General features: G+C 35.8%; 13 protein-coding genes. 7 read left to right on the forward strand and 6 right to left on the reverse strand.

Annotated elements, in window-relative coordinates; all coding sequences use genetic code 11:
• Positions 1-85 precede the first annotated feature (85 nt).
• Both OLM58_RS08205 and mfd read left to right on the forward strand, forming a co-directional pair.
• Positions 86-712 (forward strand): hypothetical protein, encoded by a 627-nt coding sequence (locus OLM58_RS08205; protein WP_264531904.1) that lies wholly within the window; start codon positions 86-88, stop codon positions 710-712.
• Positions 705-4,070 (forward strand): transcription-repair coupling factor, encoded by a 3,366-nt coding sequence (mfd, locus tag OLM58_RS08210; RefSeq protein ID WP_264531905.1) that lies wholly within the window; start codon positions 705-707, stop codon positions 4,068-4,070. The genes OLM58_RS08205 and mfd overlap by 8 nt, the downstream gene beginning before the upstream one ends.
• Positions 4,071-4,241: 171 nt before the next feature.
• Here mfd and OLM58_RS08215 read toward each other — a convergent pair whose 3' ends face one another.
• From OLM58_RS08215 to OLM58_RS08230, 4 genes are all read right to left on the reverse strand, one after another.
• On the reverse strand, positions 4,242-5,546 hold the full coding sequence (locus OLM58_RS08215; protein ID WP_264531906.1) for a hypothetical protein: 1,305 nt from the start codon (positions 5,544-5,546) through the stop codon (positions 4,242-4,244).
• Positions 5,547-6,214: 668 nt separating this feature from the next.
• Positions 6,215-6,871, reverse strand: coding sequence for an aspartate kinase (locus OLM58_RS08220; protein WP_068841546.1), 657 nt, complete (start codon positions 6,869-6,871; stop codon positions 6,215-6,217).
• A gap of 118 nt (positions 6,872-6,989) precedes the next feature.
• On the reverse strand, positions 6,990-7,349 hold the full coding sequence (locus OLM58_RS08225; protein ID WP_249966730.1) for a YraN family protein: 360 nt from the start codon (positions 7,347-7,349) through the stop codon (positions 6,990-6,992).
• A gap of 166 nt (positions 7,350-7,515) precedes the next feature.
• Positions 7,516-8,415 carry a S66 peptidase family protein gene (locus OLM58_RS08230; protein ID WP_264531907.1) on the reverse strand — a complete coding sequence of 300 codons (900 nt, stop codon included), beginning with the start codon at positions 8,413-8,415 and terminating at the stop codon, positions 7,516-7,518.
• A gap of 228 nt (positions 8,416-8,643) precedes the next feature.
• Here OLM58_RS08230 and OLM58_RS08235 point away from each other — a divergent pair, with 228 nt between their 5' ends.
• The 3 genes from OLM58_RS08235 (at position 8,644) to OLM58_RS08245 (ending at position 10,872) form a co-directional block, all read left to right on the forward strand.
• Positions 8,644-9,744 (forward strand): endonuclease/exonuclease/phosphatase family protein, encoded by a 1,101-nt coding sequence (locus tag OLM58_RS08235; protein ID WP_264531908.1) that lies wholly within the window; start codon positions 8,644-8,646, stop codon positions 9,742-9,744.
• A 152-nt stretch (positions 9,745-9,896) separates the two neighbouring features.
• Positions 9,897-10,436, forward strand: coding sequence for a 3-hydroxyanthranilate 3,4-dioxygenase (locus OLM58_RS08240; protein ID WP_089076707.1), 540 nt, complete (start codon positions 9,897-9,899; stop codon positions 10,434-10,436).
• Between the two features lie 124 nt (positions 10,437-10,560).
• Positions 10,561-10,872, forward strand: a complete 312-nt coding sequence (locus OLM58_RS08245) for a hypothetical protein (RefSeq protein WP_264531909.1) — start codon at positions 10,561-10,563, stop codon at positions 10,870-10,872.
• Positions 10,873-11,212: 340 nt separating this feature from the next.
• On the opposite strand, the gene OLM58_RS08250 is transcribed toward OLM58_RS08245, so the two are convergent.
• Positions 11,213-12,172, reverse strand: a complete 960-nt coding sequence (locus OLM58_RS08250) for an MBL fold metallo-hydrolase (protein ID WP_264531910.1) — start codon at positions 12,170-12,172, stop codon at positions 11,213-11,215.
• 181 nt (positions 12,173-12,353) lie between these two features.
• On the opposite strand from OLM58_RS08250, the gene OLM58_RS08255 reads away from it, so the two are divergent.
• Both OLM58_RS08255 and OLM58_RS08260 read left to right on the forward strand, forming a co-directional pair.
• The gene (locus OLM58_RS08255) at positions 12,354-13,907 is read left to right on the forward strand and encodes an aldehyde dehydrogenase family protein (RefSeq protein WP_264531911.1); all 1,554 of its coding nucleotides are present in this window, start codon (positions 12,354-12,356) and stop codon (positions 13,905-13,907) included.
• Positions 13,908-14,015: 108 nt separating this feature from the next.
• A complete protein-coding gene (locus tag OLM58_RS08260) occupies positions 14,016-14,759 on the forward strand; it encodes a hypothetical protein (protein WP_264531912.1) in 744 nt (247 codons plus the stop codon).
• 85 nt (positions 14,760-14,844) lie between these two features.
• Here OLM58_RS08260 and OLM58_RS08265 read toward each other — a convergent pair whose 3' ends face one another.
• Positions 14,845-17,694: a T9SS type A sorting domain-containing protein gene (locus OLM58_RS08265; protein WP_264531913.1), complete on the reverse strand. Its 2,850-nt coding sequence runs from the start codon at positions 17,692-17,694 to the stop codon at positions 14,845-14,847.
• Positions 17,695-18,288 lie beyond the last annotated feature (594 nt).

Genomic DNA, 18,288 nt, shown 5'->3' on the forward strand with positions numbered 1-18,288 from the left:
CCGCTAAATAATGCAATTTGTACCAAAAATCAGAATTCGTAATTGTAAAATTACTTCGTAACTTTGTAGCTTAATGTTTTACCAAATGAAATATAAGATATCTCTTTTTTTGCTTTTTGTTTTTGTATTGAATTCATGTCAGAATGAAGATGAAAAACGCCGCGCTGAAAACGAAAAGGAAGCCAAAAAAAACGAAGTCATTTTTAATAAAATCAATAAAAGCTGGTCTTTTATCGATGAGCCAATCAACGAAATCTCGGAGCAAAAAGTGAATTCGTGGAGTGAGTGGCGCGATTTTCTGAACGAACTCAGAGATAAACCCAGAAAAACAATTGGAGCATTTCAAAAAAAGTCAGCAGCGATTTCAAAAAAAGTAATGGCTTTAAACAATAATATTCCTGCAGAATTCAATATTCCACAGATCAGAAGCCGAATTTCTATTTTGATTACAAAAGTCAGAATGATGGATTTATTCATTCATCTGAATCAGATTCCTTCGGAGAAAGTAACATTTTTAATTGGTGAAATCAACAAAGAATTGGTTTCATTAGAAAGACAAATGGACGTTGTTATTGTAAAAAGTAAAATTCCGAAAGAAGAAGGTGAGGAAGATTTCTTAAGAATGTTAGATACCGCTCGTGCCATTCCAAACGAGACCACAGCTCCGGTTCCGGTAAAAAATATAGATCCAAATACACCAAAAGTTGAGTAAAAACGCCTTATATACCCTGTATGATGATCTGCCAAAAAATCAGCAGATTGCCACACAATTACTGGAACAGAAACAAATAAAAATGCATCTTAACGGATTGTTAGGATCAGCAGTTTCATTTGTTTTGCGTGCTGTTTTCAAAAAATCAGAATTGCCTTTTTTAGTTGTTTTAGACAACAAAGAAGAAGCGGCTTATTATTTGAACGATCTCGAACAAATGATCGGAGAACAGGATGTGTTGTTTTATCCCGCGTCATTTCGCCGTCCGTATCAAATTGATGAAACAGACAATGCCAATGTTTTGCTTCGTGCTGAGGTTTTAAACCGAATCAATTCCCGTAAAAAACCGGCAGTGATTGTTACTTATCCTGAAGCACTTTTCGAAAAAGTAGTGACACGAAGGGAACTCGATAAAAACACTTTGAAAGTCGCTTTGAACGATAAAATTTCGATAGATTTCATCAACGAAGTTTTGTTTGAATATGAATTTAAAAGAGTCGATTTTATCACAGAACCGGGAGAGTTTTCTGTTCGTGGAGGAATTGTCGATGTCTTCTCATTTTCTAACGATCATCCGTACCGAATAGAGTTTTTTGGTAACGAAGTAGACAGCATCAGAAGTTTTGATGTCGAAACACAACTATCAGTAGAAACCCATAAGAAGATCACGATAATCCCGAATGTCGAGAACAAACTTTTTCAGGAAAACAGAGAGAGTTTCTTAGACTATATTGCCGAGAAAACCGTCTTGTTTATTCAAAATACAGAAGGACTTTTTACTCAGTTAGACAAACAATTCGTCAGGGCTGAAGAAGCTTTCGAGAAGCTTTCAAAAGAAATAAAACACGCAGAACCTGAAAAGCTATTTTTAAATCAAACCTCATTTATCAAACGGGCGCTAGATTTTTCAATAGTCGAATTGGCTTCAAAACCTGTTTTCAAAACTACAAAAACGTTCGATTTCCATATTCACCCTCAGCCTTCCTTCAACAAACAATTTGATTTGCTGCTGAATAATCTGAGTGATAATCATTTTAACGGATATAAAAATTATCTGTTCTGTTCGAATGAAACGCAAGCCAAACGTTTTCATGATATTTTTGAAACTTTAGACGAGGCCAATTCCGAGAACATTCGAAAACAATACCATACCGTTGTATTGCCTTTGTTTCAGGGGTTTATTGACGAAGAAAGCCAGATTACTGCCTATACCGATCACCAGATTTTTGAGCGTTATCATAAGTTTAATATCAAAAACGGATATTCGAAAAAACAGAATATTACGCTTAAGGAATTAACAGCGCTTTCCGTTGGTGATTATGTAACGCATATTGATCACGGAATTGGGAAATTTGGCGGCTTGCAGAAAATTCAGGTCGAAGGAAAAACACAGGAAGCGATAAAACTGGTTTATGCCGATAATGATATTGTGTATGTGAGTATTCACTCGCTTCATAAAATCTCAAAATACAACGGAAAAGACGGAACTCCTCCCAAAATATATAAACTGGGATCGAACGCCTGGAAAGTTTTAAAACAAAAAACCAAAGCGCGTGTCAAACATATTGCCTTCAATTTGATTCAGTTGTATGCCAAACGACGTTTGGAAAAAGGGTTTCAGTTTGCACCGGACAGTTATTTACAGAACGAATTAGAGAGTTCGTTTATATACGAAGACACCCCAGATCAAACTAAATCAACACAAGAGGTTAAAGCGGATATGGAAAGCGATCGTCCGATGGATCGTTTAGTTTGTGGTGATGTAGGTTTTGGAAAAACAGAGGTAGCGATTCGTGCGGCGTTTAAGGCAGTAGACAATAGCAAACAGGTAGCTGTTTTGGTTCCAACCACCATTTTGGCTTACCAGCATTACCGTACGTTTTCAGAACGTTTGAAAGACATGCCGGTTACCATTGGTTATATGAACCGCTTTAGAACCGCCAAACAGAAAGCGCAAACTTTAAAAGATTTAGCAGAAGGAAAACTGGATATTGTGATTGGAACACACCAATTAGTCAATAAAAATGTAGTTTTTAAAGACCTTGGTTTATTGATTGTCGACGAGGAACAAAAGTTTGGAGTAAACGTAAAAGATAAACTTAAGACCATTGCTGCGAATGTCGATACACTAACATTAACGGCAACGCCAATCCCGAGAACGTTGCAGTTTTCATTAATGGCAGCGAGAGATTTGTCTGTTATTACAACTCCTCCGCCAAACCGATATCCTATAGAAACCAATGTTGTTGGGTTTAATGAAGAGATAATCCGTGATGCCATTTCGTATGAAATTCAGCGTAACGGTCAGGTTTTCTTCATCAATAACCGAATCGAAAATATAAAAGAAGTTGCCGGTATGATTCAGCGTTTGGTACCAAATGCCAGAGTTGGAATCGGTCACGGACAAATGGAGGGTGCGAAACTCGAAGAATTGATGCTGGGTTTCATGAACGGCGATTTCGATGTTCTGGTAGCCACAACAATTATCGAAAGTGGTCTGGACGTACCAAATGCCAACACGATTTTCATCAACAATGCCAATAATTTTGGATTGTCTGATTTACATCAAATGCGAGGAAGAGTAGGTCGAAGCAATAAAAAAGCATTCTGTTATTTCATCTGTCCGCCTTATTCCTCTATGACCGAAGATGCCAGAAAACGTATTCAGGCTTTAGAGCAATTTAGCGAATTAGGTAGCGGTTTTAACATTGCGATGAAAGATCTTGAAATTCGTGGTGCAGGAGATCTATTGGGGGGAGAACAAAGTGGTTTCATTAATGAAATTGGATTTGATACCTACCAAAAAATCATGAATGAGGCCATCGAAGAATTGAAGGAGAATGAGTTCAAAGACTTATATCCGGAAGAGAACGATATTGAAACCAAGGAATATGTAAAAGACCTGCAAATCGATACTGATTTTGAGTTATTGTTTTCTGATGAATACATCAACAATGTCACCGAACGTTTGAGTTTATACAACGAGTTGGGCGGTGTGAAAAATGAGGAAGAATTAGTAATCTTTCAAAATAAACTAATTGACCGTTTCGGTCCAATGCCTCCGCGTGCCAATGCGTTGATGAATAGTATTCGAATCAAATGGATTGCAACAAGTGTAGGTATTGAGAAGTTAGTGATGAAGAAAGGTAAAATGATTGGTTATTTCGTTTCAGATCAACAATCTGATTATTACCAATCGAAGCGTTTCCATAAAGTGATCAAGTTTGTACAGACTCATAGTAATCTTTGCCAAATGAAAGAAAAACAAACACCTAATGGTTTACGACTTTTGCTGACTTTTGATAATGTAAAATCGACCAAACGAGCATTGGAATTAATGGAGATGTTGGGAGAATAAAAGAGGTCGCCACGAATTCACGAATTGTTTTAAAAACTTTGTAGAAAATTAATTAATGAATTTGCAGTACCTGTTCGCTATCGCTTGGGTCATTTGTTAATAATATCTCATATACAAAAAAGGGGCAGACTCACTTTTGAGACAGCCCCTTTGCTTTAATGAACATAAGTGTTATTCAACTTTTAAATAATGTAATCCTTTCTTGCCTGAAAGGATGATTTTATTTTTAGAAAAAGAAATATCATTAACAACAGAACCAGAAGGTAACTCTAATTCCAATTCCCAGTTTATTCCGGAATCTTTCGTTACTAATATTTTATCACCAGATTGAATGTACCATTGTGTCGATGTTCTCAGGAAGGCTCTAGATACATTCGTTTTTATTATACTCCATGTTTTCATCATGTCTGTTGATATTTCTAAGGTCTCTTTTGTAATATTAGTCATTACAATCTTGTTGATATCAACAAATTTATATACAGAATAATCTTGATTTCCATTAGAGATGGAGTCTAATACAGTCCAATTGCTATATCCGGTCTCAGATTCCAGAACAATATTTTTTATAATCGAACCGTATTTTTTTTGATCATATATTTTACCAATTTGGTAGAATTTACCATTTGAAGCTGATTTACCAAAACCTGAAATGGATGCTCTGGTTGTTATTCCGCCTCCTGGGCGATCTATTTTTGCCCAACTTGGGGATTCATTTTTAATAACTGTTGTGCCATTATCAGCCAAATAAACCTGAGCTGCAATTTGGTTGTTAATAATTGTAGTGTTCTCATCCAAATATCCTATTCGCAACCCATTTATAATCATATTGAAATTAGACCCCACATTAATGACCTTATTTGTTTTAAATCCGTCATTGCTGTAAATAATTTGAGTTGTATTAGTTGAAACGCCTTTTTTGTCATCAAACATTTTGAAAGCACCACCTATCGCTAATGATGGTATTGAAGCCTTAGAATAACCTGAAGAAGAGGTTTGTAATTTTATCGGGTAATTTTCACCATAAAATGAGTAAACATTATAATTATTGTCAATTATAGAAGAAGTATTGATATCTAGATCTCCTAAAGTAGTCAATTTATTCCATCCTTTTTCTATTACAAAAAAACTAATAGGGGAACTTTTTATTTTGTCAATTTGTATTGTCAAAGAATTTGTTCCTGCTTTTATACCTTTTAAATCAGATAATAGAAATTTAGTATCTGTAAGTTCTTTTGCCGTTACTTCTGTTTCATTGATAAAAATTTTTGTTGGATAATCTTTGTTGGTAAAGTTCGTTCCGGTAATTTCTAAACTTTCCCCCTTTACAATAAACTCAGAAGAAAGGTTGGTAACGGTAATTGCCGAAGGAACAGTAACAACCGGTTTCGGATTATCTGATTTACTTTCGTCGCTGGAACACGCAATAAATAATGAACTAATTAGTAAAAATGTTACTACAAGTAATTTTTTTTTCATTTGTTTTTTTGATTAATTTCGACTGCAAATGAATGGAATTGAAAAATAAAATCAAAATTAACAACCTTAATTTTTTAAGTTATTTCTGGTAAAAAAAGGCGTTCGAATTGAAATAAAAGCCTGAGAATTGGATATTTCAACACCGTTCCTGTAGGGGAGTATGAACAAATTCAGCTTTTAAATAGAAGCGAATTTATTGGTCTCAGGTTCGGGGTTAAAACTCTGTAATTTAGTGCAGTACTTTAGTAATGGGAAAGAATACAATCTTTGACCTTTTTAATATTGTTAAATTTTAGTGTTGCTAAAAAGTTTCTAAAAATGAAGAGGTCCTAAAAGTATAGAGAGTCTCTTTTATGTTGTACTGTTTTAAATAACTACTTTAATTCGACGCGGATAAAATGGTTTTAGCTCTTAAAAACGCAAATAAAAACAGATTTTTTTCCTCATTTAAAGATTTTTTAATTTTTAAAATCCGTTTTTATCAGCGTCTTCGCGATAGCGAATCTGTCAAATCAGCGCTGGATTAAGACGTATAATTTTTGCTGACTAAGGGAAACTGCTTTTGGATTATAATTCAATCTAAAGTATAAAAAAGACTGTCATTGCTTTTCGGACAGCCTTGTGAAACCAACCTCTGCACTTTCAGTGCAGAGTGGTTTAGTTCGCAATTAGTTTTTTAAGTCTTTAATTACTTTAAAAGCAACATCAACCTGATCTTCTCCAACTAAAATGGTAAATTCATTTGAAGTCGAAATTACCTCATTGATGATAATTCCTTCCCACGCCAAACGTTGGAAAATGAAATAGTAAATTCCGGGAACCACGATGTTTTCTTTTGGCAATTTTACAGTTATAGAGGCCAAGTTGTCTAACTTCTGAATAAGTTTCTCACGCATAAAGTGTTTTTCAACCAAATGATTTACGCTGCTGCTTACCACAATATTGGTTTCGTTTACGCCACGTGATGAGGTATAAAAGATGTCAGATAAACTATTGATATCAGAAATTAAATCAGCCTGTTTGTTTAAAACAGTTTCGGAAGCGGCAAAAGTATAATCCGTCAATTCAGATCGAACAGTGATTTCGCCTATATTTTTAATTACTTTATTGATTTTATGATTCAGTTTAAAATCCAGTTCTTCTGTGAGTCTTTTTAATGACATTACAACAGCGCCTTGTTTTACTTCTTTACCAAATTCACTTTCTAATTCGGTCATAATGTTCCGTGAAAGAGAAGTGAGGTTGATAATTCCAAGCGATAACGCATTTAATAAAAAGGGTTTTGTTTTAATGTAATTTTCGACGATTGAAGAAACGGTTTTCATAGTTTTTTTCTTTTTTTTTGTAACTTAATTGGTTTGTTGTAGTTAATTTTGTGTTATAAAACTTCGCGAATATAAATAAAAGAACAATTTGTTACAAATATAACAAGGTAAAATTATGTTAAAAATGGAAAAAAGCGTCTGTAATGTGTTCAATTGCAAATGTTTCCTTGTTTTTGTGTATCGCAATGATGTCAAAACGGACTTCAATATCCATTTCCCTATCGTTTATATAGGCATTTACAGCTTTTACCAGCAGTTGAATCTTTTTAGGTTTCACGAAATCCTGTGGTAAACCAAAATCCAGAGTCGATCTTGTTTTTACTTCAATGATGGCCAAAATAGATTCTTTTTCTGCGATAATATCAATTTCGGCCTTTTGAAAGGTCCAGTTTCGATCGAGAATTTTATAGCCATTTTGCTCGAGATATTCCACAGCGAGATCTTCACCTTTTTTTCCAAGTTCGTTGTGTTCTGCCATCTTTTAATTATGAATTGCGAATTGTGATTTTTTTATGCTGTAATGAGCAATTTGCATGCAAAGACGCGAAGTTGCAAAGAAAGGAATATGACTTTGCGACTTCGCGTTTTTGCGAGATTACGATATGTGGTATTTAAAATTCTTTAGAGAAAAATCTCAGAAGCTATTATTTTTTAAAGGTAAGAGAACTTCCGGATGCATTTACATCAATAGTAACGGTACTTCCCATAATTAAGGCCCTATTGTCCTGAATGTGTCCGGCTGGGAAATTAAAAATTACGGGAATATTGTACTTTTTGGTCACATCATCTACAATTTCTACCGCATTTTTCCCCCATGGAACTTCGTTATCCTTCATTTTGGTCATACCTCCAACAACAATTCCTTTTAGGTTTTCGATACATCCATTGCGTCTTAAATTCATCATCATACGATCGATATGATAAAGATATTCGTCCAGATCTTCAAGGAACAAAATTTTATCCTTACAGTCAATCGCCGAAGGAGAACCTAACAAACTGTATAAAATAGATAAATTACCGCCCACCAATTCACCGGTTACTGTTCCAAAGCGGTTCATTTTATCCGGAGCAATAGTATAGGAAATAGGTTCACCAAACAAGGCAGATTTCATTGAACTGACCGCAGCGGGAGTTGCTCTTGGAACCGTTACAGGCATGATCCCGTGAATGGACTGATAGCCCATCGTATTCAAATGATTGTGCAGAACGGTAACGTCACTGAAACCAACAATCCATTTTGGGTGTTGTTTGAATTTGGTAAAATCAAGTAAATCGATCATCCTCACCGTTCCATAGCCACCGCGAACACACCATATTGCTTTGATATTTGGATTGTCTAACTGTTTTTGAAAATCGGAAGCACGTTGTTCATCGGTACCGGCCAGTTGGTTAAAATCCAAACCAATAGTACTTCCAACGACAGCTTCAAGTCCCCAGCTGTGTAATAAATCAATAGTAGGTTTTAGATTGTCGTCTATATTTTTTCTAGCCGTTGCTAAAATGGCTACAGTATCTCCTTTTTGTAAATAAGGTGGTGTTATCATGTTTTGTTGTGATTGACAGTGGATGGATTGTAAAGCAAAAATAAGAAATGCAAGTTTATAAATAGAAAAGTAGTTTATGTGGTATTGACGGGCGCTCGCTTTCATGTTTTTCTGCTGATTCATTCGTAAAGATAAAACAAATATAAATATTTTAAAAAATAAAAACATTAGAAAATTCCTACAATTTATTTTAATTGTTTAAATTGAAGCTTTTAAAGAGTTAAGTTTATGAGAGTAATTTCTTTTCAATTGTGTAGTATCGCTTTTTTATCTTTTATAATGCTGCAGGCACAGCCAAAAAAATATGCTATCCATACTATTGCATTTTACAACTTTGAGAATCTTTTCGATACTAATGATGATGTCAATACCAACGATGATGAATGGACACCCAATGGGACTCAGCATTGGACGACGGAAAAATACGAACAGAAATTAAAAAACCTGTCCAGAGTTTTATCTGAAATTGGAAGGCCGGATAATTCAAATGCTCCCGTACTCATTGGCGGTGCCGAAATTGAAAACCGCACAGTTCTCGAAGATCTGGTGAAACAACCAAATTTACTTCCTTTTGACTATGGGATCATTCATTTTGATTCGCCGGATAAACGAGGAATTGATGTTGCGCTTTTATATCAGAGAAAATACTTTAGACCCACGTCGTATTCCAATATTCCGCTGCGTATTTATCTAAAGAAAAATGCTGATAAAGAAGAGGAGGTTCAGCAACCGGAAGATGATATTGAGATTAAAAACGATAATAAGAATCGGGTTTTTACCAGAGATCAGCTTTTAATTTCAGGATTTTTAGAAGGAGAGGAAATTCATATTATCGTCAATCATTGGCCGTCCAGATCAGGAGGGGAGAAAGTAAGCAGTATTTTTCGGGAAGCTGCCGGAAGTTTAAACAGAAGAATTATCGATTCGCTACAGCAAATAAATCCCAATGCTAAAGTGGTTACGATGGGTGATTTGAATGATGGGCCCTTTAATAAAAGTGTAAAAACTGTTTTGGGTGCAAAGACGAAAAAATCAGAAGTAGAGGAATTCGGGCTTTTTAATCCCTTTGCGGGAATGCTCCATAAAGGTTTAGGCACAATTGCATTTAGAGATTCCTGGGATATTTTCGATCAGATCATCATTACAAAGTCACTTATGCAATCTGATTTTTCGACTTTTAACTTTTGGAAAGCGGGAATTTTCAATAAATCTTTTCTGATCCAGAGCTCAGGAACGTATAAAGGTTATCCGCTGCGACATAGTTTGACAGAAGTTGGATTTAGTGACCATTTTCCCGTTTATATTTATTTGGTTAAAGAAGTGAAGTAAGTCTCGTTATTAGTTTTAGTTTACAGTCTCAGTTTTCAGTCGCAGTCTTAGTTGGTCAGTGTAAACTGAGACTGCGACTGCGACTAAAAACGGGCACTGAGACTGAAAACTTTTCCTTAACTTAGCTACTTAGAAACTTACTACCTTTAAAAATGGCAATAGCAAAACCTTTCAATCTAACAAAGTGGATCGATGAGAACCGTCATTTACTAAAACCTCCCGTTGGGAATAAAAATCTTTATGTTGATTCCGGCGACTATATCGTGATGATTGTTGCAGGTCCGAATGCCCGAAAAGATTATCATTATAACGAAACCGAAGAGCTTTTTTATCAGCTGGAAGGCAGCATAAAAGTGATTATTCAGGAAGATGGAGAACGAAAGGAAATGGATTTACATGCAGGTGATATGTATCTTCATCCGGCTAAAGTTCCCCATTCACCTGTTCGTTCCGAAGGTTCAATAGGATTGGTAATCGAACGCAAACGTGCAGGATTAGGGTATACTGACGGATTGCTTTGGCACTGTGATCATTGCAATCATAAACTCTATGAAGTGTTTTTTGAATTGCATAATATAGAAAAAGATTTTCTGCCGCATTTCGAACATTTTTATAATTCGTTAGAGTTGAGAACCTGCGATAATTGCGGAACTGTAATGGAATCGGATCCCAGATTTGTGGCGAAGAAATAAACTTACTAAAATAAACCCGGCAGATTTTTAAAACCTGTCGGGTTTTGTTTTTATGGCAAATAAACAATTTACTTTCATATTCGATGTATATTTGTATTATAAATGATGTGAAAATATATCAAAAATGATACAAGAAATAATTACATACATGAATATTGTGGATAGTATTGAAAATTTAATTGATAAATCTCCATATAAAAAAAATTATATTATCGAGAAAGTTGGTATTCCAAGTCCGACTTTCTATCGAAAACTAAAATCTCAGACTTTCACTCCGGATGAAGTATTGTCTATAGTAAAAATACTTTCTCCCGAAGAAAATTTCAGATTAGAGCTCAAGGCTGATATTGAACAAGCCAAACGAGAGTTTGAAGAAGGTAATTTTGTAACACATGAAGACATGCTACTTGAATTAAAGAGAAAAGGAATAATTTAAAAAAGATCTAAAATTGTTGCCGGTTTTTGACGGTTATCATAAAACCGAATTAAATGAATGAAGTCCTCGTTAATTACATAATAGAGTGATATATGTTTTGTAATAAATATTTCATTACATTCTAAATCATACCTAAACTTTCCTAAATGGGGATTTTTCGAAATTAAATTAGTACTTCGTAAAACTTCATTCACAAATTTTTATGCGATTTCAGTATTTCTATATTGAATTAAATAATTGCGTGTTGTATAAAAAGTATATTTAGCTTTTGTTGACCAAACAATTTTCATTATTAAAAAATTAGTTCAGTAAATTTATAGAAAAATACCTACAAAATAATTTACAATTCAAATCTTTTTCCTTGTTCAGGATAAATAATTTTAGCCTTTAAGTCATTTTGTTTTTGCAACTGCTCTTTCAGTTTTGCAATATTTTTAGCAGGTGGCTTTAGATGTGTAACAATAATAGGAAAACCATTCAAAGTGCCTTTTCCTGCTAATTCTTCTAAAACATGAAGCTCTTTCATGAGATAATTTGGAGTAAGATGTCCGAATAAAAATTGATCCGGCTGTTCATTTGGGAAGGAAACCTCAATAAAAATACCTTTTAATTGTTTGTTTTTGATGAGAGGTGTAATGGCAGTCCAAAGAGACTTTAATTTGTCACTTTTCTCTACAGCATCTGGTCCGGTATCCCCCAGATAAAGTACATACGATTCGCCATTTTTAATCAGGAAAGCGGTGCTTTCAAAAGGATTCACATGACTTAACGGAAATGCTTTTGCCGTCATCGTTGTATTGGTAACCGGAATTTCTTCTCCGATATTTAAAGTCTGAAAATGGTATTTTTTTAATGGAGTTCCGGGGCCTTTATCTCCAAAATTGGCCCAGGTCTGATCGTTGAAATAATGGTTTTCCATCATTTCCATACATTTTTCAGTGGCATAAACCGTCTTGGAAGAATCAGCAGGAGAGTTGATTATTAAACCTGAAACATGATCTAAATGTGCATGAGAAATAAAATACCCTTTAATGTATTTTCGTAAAATTTCGCTGGTTGAAACTTTAAAAACCTTGTTTTCGATTGCTTTTTCAATTCCGGCATTCACAGTTCCGGCATCTAAACAGATAAAATCATTGGTGTGAGTAGGGGCAACTAAATAGGCTGAAAGATTCTTCTCATCTATTCCTCCTTTTATGCCTAACGGAACCACCTGAAAGGAAGATTTTTGTTCTTTTTGAGAAAACACATGAACGGAAAGCAAAAGAAAACAGATTAGAAACCGGTTAAGAATAGACATATTAGAGTAATTTTAGTGTCACAAATTTCATCAATTAAGACGAATAAATCATGATAGAAAGCTGTAATTCATTTTAATTAAAGCTAAATTTACCTGATTTTAACAAATTAGTTTGGTCTATTTTCGGTCCGAAATAATATCTTTACATAAAAATATAACAATTTTAACAAAAAAAGTTACAATGACAACAATAGCATCACAGTTTGGAATGAATGAGGCTCTGGAAAAATTGGGCATAAAATCAATAAACGAAGGAACATCAACAGGGCTGGAGAATTTTTCTTCAGGAGAAATTTTAAACAGCTTTTCACCGGTTGATGGAAAATTAATAGCATCAGTAAAAATGTCGACGCCTGAGGATTATGAAAAAGTTATGCAGGCTGCTACAGAAGCTTTTAAAAGTTTTCGTTTAATTCCTGCACCACAACGTGGAGAAATTGTGCGTCAGTTTGGACAAAAGCTTCGTGAGAATAAAGAAGCGCTTGGTAAGTTGGTTTCCTACGAAATGGGTAAATCATTGCAGGAAGGTTACGGTGAAGTACAGGAAATGATTGACATTTGTGATTTTGCAGTGGGTTTATCGCGTCAGCTTCACGGATTAACGATGCATTCAGAAAGACCGGGACATCGTATGTACGAGCAATACCATTCGTTAGGAGTTGTGGGAATCATTTCGGCGTTTAACTTTCCGGTAGCGGTTTGGTCATGGAATACAGCTTTGGCGTGGATTTCGGGAGATGTCTGTGTTTGGAAACCTTCTGAAAAAACACCTCTTTGCGGAATTGCCTGTCAGAACATTATCGCTCAGGTGATCAAAGAAAATAATTTACCGGAAGGAATCTCTTGTTTGATCAACGGCGATTACAAAATAGGAGAATTAATGACAGCTGATACCAGAGTACCATTAGTTTCGGCTACAGGCTCAACCCGAATGGGGAAAATTGTAGCGCAGGCAGTTGCCGGACGTTTGGGGAAATCATTGTTAGAGTTAGGAGGAAATAATGCTATTATCGTTACTCCGGATGCCGATATTAAAATGACCGTTATTGGTGCTGTTTTTGGTGCTGTGGGTACAGCCGGACAGCGTTGCACATCGACAAGACGATTAATCATACACGAAAGTATTTACGATAAAGTAAAAGAGGCTTTGGTTGCAGCTTATAAACAACTAAGAATTGGTAACCCATTAGACGAAAACAATCACGTTGGGCCACTTATTGATACACATGCGGTTGAAATGTATGCAGTTGCTTTGAATAAAGTGGTTGCTGAAGGAGGGAAAGTATTAGTAGAAGGCGGAGTCCTTTCGGGAGAAGGTTACGAAAGCGGCTGTTATGTAAAACCTGCAATTGCCGAAGCCCAGAATTCATTTGAAATTGTACAACATGAAACATTTGCTCCGGTGTTATATTTGATTAAATATTCGGGAGAAGTGGATAACGCGATCGAGCTTCAAAACGGAGTTGCTCAGGGATTATCATCGGCTATTATGACTAATAATTTGCGTGAAGCAGAAAGATTTTTATCAGTAGTGGGTTCTGATTGTGGAATTGCCAATGTAAATATCGGAACTTCCGGTGCTGAAATTGGAGGTGCTTTTGGTGGAGAAAAAGAAACCGGAGGTGGTCGTGAGTCAGGATCTGATGCCTGGAAAATTTACATGCGTCGTCAGACCAATACAATCAATTATACAACGAGTCTGCCTTTGGCACAAGGAATTAAATTTGATTTGTAATATTTAAAAATTCAATTAGAAACCGCTTATTTCATTTATTCGAAATAAGCGGTTTTTTAGGTCCAATTTATAGAGCTTTGTTTATTTTTGATTGAAAATTGGTATTAAATGAATCGAAAAATACTTTTATTGTTTTTGACAGCTTTTATGATAAGTTGTAGTAAAAAATCAGATGAAAAAACGGCAGTAGCGATTAAAGATACGTTGAATCAAAACGTTTTAAAGCGAGATGATTGTACGTATGAAGGTGATGAATCTATAGTAACTTTAAAGGAACTTCAGTTTCCAAAAACAGGGAAAAGTATCCGGGATTTTGTTTTAGAACCTTGCGAAATAAAAATGCAAGCGGAAGGATTTTTAAATGATGACAACCTTAAAGATGCTGTAATTGTTTTGCAGAATACTAATGATAGCGCAGACTCACGTCCAACTTTGGTGCTTTTGCAGCAAGAAAGCGGAGGATATAAATTACAAGACCTTTCATGGGAAGCAGTAGGGCCGGAATATCCAGATTATTTTAGATTGGGTGATATTTCTATAGATCCTGAAAAGAAATTGCATATTTTGCTTGAGGGAATGGGACCAGCTGGTAATAGAGAAGCTGTATATAAGTATATAGATGATAAATTAGTTCTTATTAGTATTGGTACTTTTCATTCAGGTGCAGGTTCGTGGCTTACGAGTGAGTATGATCTTATTTCAGGCAAATATGATCATGAAGTTACAAATACATTGCATGATAGTTTACCAAGTGAACATCAAATAGGAGAATTTAAATTGAAACGACAAATGTTATTTGCAAGAGATAATCCGGATACAATTGTAGAGACTCTTCCGCAGGCCAGTTGGTAAATTAAAAGTGTCTCGTTTAAGATTTTGAAAATATAAAAGGCTTCCAAATTTGGAAGCCTTTTTGAATTTTAAACTATTGAGCGCTTTATTTTTTTAGAACAGTTTGATTAAACGAGCCTTCATTAGTATAAACCTTTACTAAATAGGTACCCGAAATTAAATTACTTACATCAATGCTTTCCACATTTTTGCCAACACTTTTTACTAACGTTCCCGACATATTGTACACCTGAACTTTTTCTATACTTTGTGCTGATTCGGAGAAGTATAAAACATTAGAAGCAGGATTGGGATATAAAATCACTTTTGAAGTTTTTGATTCTGATGTGATTTCTGATGATGTTTGTGTCGTTCTTAAGGTACTTACGCTATTGTAATCCGTGCTGATGTAGAACAAATTGGCAACAGAACCTTTTGTAATGGTATTGGAACCTGCAGGGATAGTTGCGGATACAATTCCGGCCGATGCAGTATAGGAAACATTATTTACTTTAACGGTTCCGGTAAAGTTAGAGTCGAAAACCAATGTCAGAGTCGAAGGACTCGTAGTAGTATAAGTAATGGTAGTACTTGATTCTATTTTGAGACGTGCTGTAAGAGTTAATCCCGCATAGGTTACTGATCCGTTAGTTGAATTCATATTTCCGGTAATCGTGTAAAATGAACTTGTTTTTCCGGATGTCGTAAAGTTATGAATCTCATCTCCGGCTGGTGTTCCGGTAGTAACGGTAATAGTTCCTGAACCCGTTGCTGGTGTTCCGGTTCCGGTAGTTGCGATAGAGTATGAAACATTAGCCGTCGGACTTCCTGTAATGGTGATCGTTTTGGCACTGGTATTTTTTACAAAACTAATTCCAGAAGCAGGCAATCCTGTAACTGTAGCATCTGTCGCATTTCCTCCCCAGGTGAAAACAATCGTTGCAATTGCGTTTCCGCTAGCAACCGTTTGACTGTTATTGTTTGTGGATGTCAGTGTTTGCGTGCCGGCTGTGGTTACCGTAATAGTTCCTGAACCCGTTGCCGGAGTTCCTGTTCCGGTAGTTGTGATAGAGTAGGAAACATTAGCCGTTGGAGTTCCGGTAATGGTGATTGTTTTGGCGGTGGCATTTTTTACAAAACTAATTCCTGAAGCTGGCAAACCGGTAACCGTTGCATCTGTTGCGTCGCCTCCCCAAGTGAAAACAATTGTCCCAATAGCAGTACCGCTGGTTACAGTTTGATTGTTATTGGAAGTTGAAGTTAGGGTTTGAGAACTTGTAGGCGGATTGCCTTCCCCTTGTACAGCAACCAAAGCCCCTGTGTAATTGGTAAGTGCCGATTTAAGTGCCGTGATTACTATTGAAGAGGTATCGTCTATACTATTGTCAAATGTCCATTTTAAATCACCTCCCGTAACACGTCCGGCGTATTGAGTTACTTTTGTTTTAGCGGTCGCCGGTTGTTCGATGGTTAAATTTTTTACGTATAGTGCAGCGTCTGTATCAAAATTATTATACGTATTTGCTCCGGATTTAGATTTAACAGCGCTGCTTACTGTTTCGCCTCTTGTCGTAGCCACATAAGCATCGAAATCGGTTGTAGAGCTAATTTTTCCTGAAATATTGTATAACGGATTAGGATCATTGTAGGCTACAAAACGCATGTTATTAGTTCCGTTTGAAGCGTCAAAGGTATTGTTGAAAGCCTTAATTGATCCTCCCGCTTCACCTGAAAAGGTTCCCATGGTTCCGGCATTATTTACCTGATTGGTTTCGTCCCAGATATCTGTTCCCTGCAAAGAAGTTAACATGGGGTGTTTACTATTGCGGAAATAATTTCCCTCCACAAATAACGAAGATCCTAATGTAGAACCCGAACCGTATTTGGCTACACCATCAAAATAATTGTTGTAAATGTGAGCGGAATAATAGCGCACACGAGGATGACGTGAATCAGAATGGTCGAACCAGTTGTGGTGATAGGTGATGTACAAACCGCTTGTGGTACCTTCGCTCAAACCTAAAAGACTTGCTTTTCCATTGTCCCAAAAGTGATTGTAAGACAGGGTGATATAGGTTGAAGTTTTATTGTCTAAAGCTCCGTCTCCCTTTATTTGATCGGCATCGCTTCCCGCATTTCCATAAAATAAATCGCAGTTGTGTACCCAAACGTGGTCATTATCTTGCTGCATGCCAACATTGTCACCCGCGGTACTGTTGCAGTTCATAAAACCAAGATTGCTCACTTCAATGTTCGATGCCGATTTCAAACGTACGCCCCAGCCGTTGGCAACAGCATCATTTCCTATTCCTTCGATCGTAAGATAACTGGCTGCATTGTTGGCATTTTCAATAACAACATCTCCGCCTTCCATCACAGACATGTCGGTAATATTTCCGATTAAACGAATGATAAACGGACGTGTATCTTTTCCTTTTTTGATGGCATACAATATGTTTTGTAAACCAACGCAAGGGTTTGCACTGGCTCCGGTGATATTCATCGAAATAGTGTTTTTGGTATTTTGCGTGATGTATAAAATAACCGCATTGTCTTTCGGAGTTCCGTCAGCTTTGTATCCTCCTGGAACGCGTCCGCCCTCAAAAGCAAATCCATTACGATCTTGGGCAGCAACGGTTAGCGAACCTGTTGTTGAACCGGTACCCTCTGCACCCGAAATGACTGGTTTGATCTTAACGGTATAAGATCCTGCTTTTAGACCCGGAATGTCTGCACGAAAATAACTTCCGTAACTTCTGATCAATTGGTCGTCAATTTTTTGATCAGTGATACCGTTACCGGAATAGTAAACATTGTAGGTTTGTGCATTGTTTACAGGTTGCCATTTAACAAATGCCGATTCAAGCCAACCCGAGGATTCGGTAATTTGAACTTGTTGTGCCCATATTTGTACTGTAAGCAGTAAAAGCAGGAGAATAAGTAGGTTTTTTTTCATAATTGTGGTTTTTTGGTTAATAAAGTTTCTTGTGATTTTTTGGGTATTGATTCAATAAATAAACTTGTAATCGATTACACAAAAATATATCATTTTTCGATATGTGTAAAATATTTGTTATAAAAAAGTAAAAACGGTAAAAAATTATGCTTTTGAATATTGATAATGTAATAAATTGCATTAATTGTAATTTATTACATAAACATTATAGGTTTTGTGAAGTAGCATTTTTATTGCATTTGAGAGCATAATGGAGAGAAGAAAACAAATGCAATAAAACCAAAATATTAGATTTATAACATTTTGAGTAATTTATGTTATAGCGATAAAAAAGTTGCGTTTTGGGATTTAAAAGTCATCTTTTCTACAGCTGTTGATACCTTTTGAGTTTGAAAATTATATCGATTTTACAATCGGTATTGATCGTTTTTGGGATGAAAAAAGGAAGTACTAGAGAAAGCGTGTCTGTGAATTTCCGAAGTATTGATCAGATGAAGTTTTAAAGCAGGCTGAAAGCTTAAAAACAGTAGTATAGTTTAACTTGGAGTTGGCATTATCCTGAAGGGGTAAGAGCAAAAAAAAAAGCCTTTTGAA

Origin of the sequence: Flavobacterium sp. N502540, from assembly GCF_025947365.1 — a bacterium.
Classification (GTDB): domain Bacteria; phylum Bacteroidota; class Bacteroidia; order Flavobacteriales; family Flavobacteriaceae; genus Flavobacterium.

Coding starts and splice junctions, on each gene's coding strand:
- OLM58_RS08205 (WP_264531904.1), top strand. CDS start 86: ATGAAATATAAGATATCTCTTTTTTTGCTTTTTGTTTTTGTATTGAAT.
- OLM58_RS08215 (WP_264531906.1), bottom strand. CDS start 5,546: ATGAAAAAAAAATTACTTGTAGTAACATTTTTACTAATTAGTTCATTA.
- OLM58_RS08220 (WP_068841546.1), bottom strand. CDS start 6,871: ATGAAAACCGTTTCTTCAATCGTCGAAAATTACATTAAAACAAAACCC.
- OLM58_RS08225 (WP_249966730.1), bottom strand. CDS start 7,349: ATGGCAGAACACAACGAACTTGGAAAAAAAGGTGAAGATCTCGCTGTG.
- OLM58_RS08230 (WP_264531907.1), bottom strand. CDS start 8,415: ATGATAACACCACCTTATTTACAAAAAGGAGATACTGTAGCCATTTTA.
- OLM58_RS08235 (WP_264531908.1), top strand. CDS start 8,644: ATGAGAGTAATTTCTTTTCAATTGTGTAGTATCGCTTTTTTATCTTTT.
- OLM58_RS08240 (WP_089076707.1), top strand. CDS start 9,897: ATGGCAATAGCAAAACCTTTCAATCTAACAAAGTGGATCGATGAGAAC.
- OLM58_RS08245 (WP_264531909.1), top strand. CDS start 10,561: ATGATACAAGAAATAATTACATACATGAATATTGTGGATAGTATTGAA.
- OLM58_RS08250 (WP_264531910.1), bottom strand. CDS start 12,172: ATGTCTATTCTTAACCGGTTTCTAATCTGTTTTCTTTTGCTTTCCGTT.
- OLM58_RS08255 (WP_264531911.1), top strand. CDS start 12,354: ATGACAACAATAGCATCACAGTTTGGAATGAATGAGGCTCTGGAAAAA.
- OLM58_RS08260 (WP_264531912.1), top strand. CDS start 14,016: ATGAATCGAAAAATACTTTTATTGTTTTTGACAGCTTTTATGATAAGT.
- OLM58_RS08265 (WP_264531913.1), bottom strand. CDS start 17,694: ATGAAAAAAAACCTACTTATTCTCCTGCTTTTACTGCTTACAGTACAA.